Origin of the sequence: Amycolatopsis sp. SID8362 (assembly GCF_010550475.1) — a bacterium.
GTDB lineage: Bacteria > Actinomycetota > Actinomycetes > Mycobacteriales > Pseudonocardiaceae > Amycolatopsis > Amycolatopsis eburnea.
Map to the genome: position 1 here is coordinate 1 of NZ_JAAGNB010000046.1, position 388 is coordinate 388.

1 protein-coding gene is annotated in these 388 nt (G+C 76.8%); it reads right to left on the reverse strand.

All coding sequences use genetic code 11. The features are described 5' to 3' along the window. Window positions 1–388, reverse strand: a 388-nt coding sequence (locus G3I65_RS01400) for a hypothetical protein (RefSeq protein WP_160693964.1), incomplete at both ends; no start/stop codon positions are given.

Consider the following 388-nt stretch of genomic DNA (forward strand, 5'->3'; position numbering starts at 1 on the left):
CCCAGCGCGGTCCCCGACCCCAGCGCGGTCGGCGCGATCGGCACCTCCAGCGCAGTCGGCGTCCCCAGTGCGGTCGGCGTCGAGCTGCTCGAGCGCGCCGGTCAGCAGCCGCGTCGCCTCCTGTGGCTCGCGGGCCGACAGCGCGGCGATGGCCAGCTGCAAGGAGATCCGGGCCCGGCTGCGGACGTCTTCGGCCTGTTCGGCCATCCCGGCGAGCGTCGCGTACGCGGCCAGCGGGTCGCGTACCCCGACCAAGCGGGCGAACTCGATCCGCACCGGCATGTCCTGCGGCCGGTCGGCGACGAGCACCCCGAGGTAGCGGGCGGCGTCGTGCGGGCGGCCCGACCGTTCCGCGGTGCGCGCGGCCTCGGCGAGCACGTCCCGCATC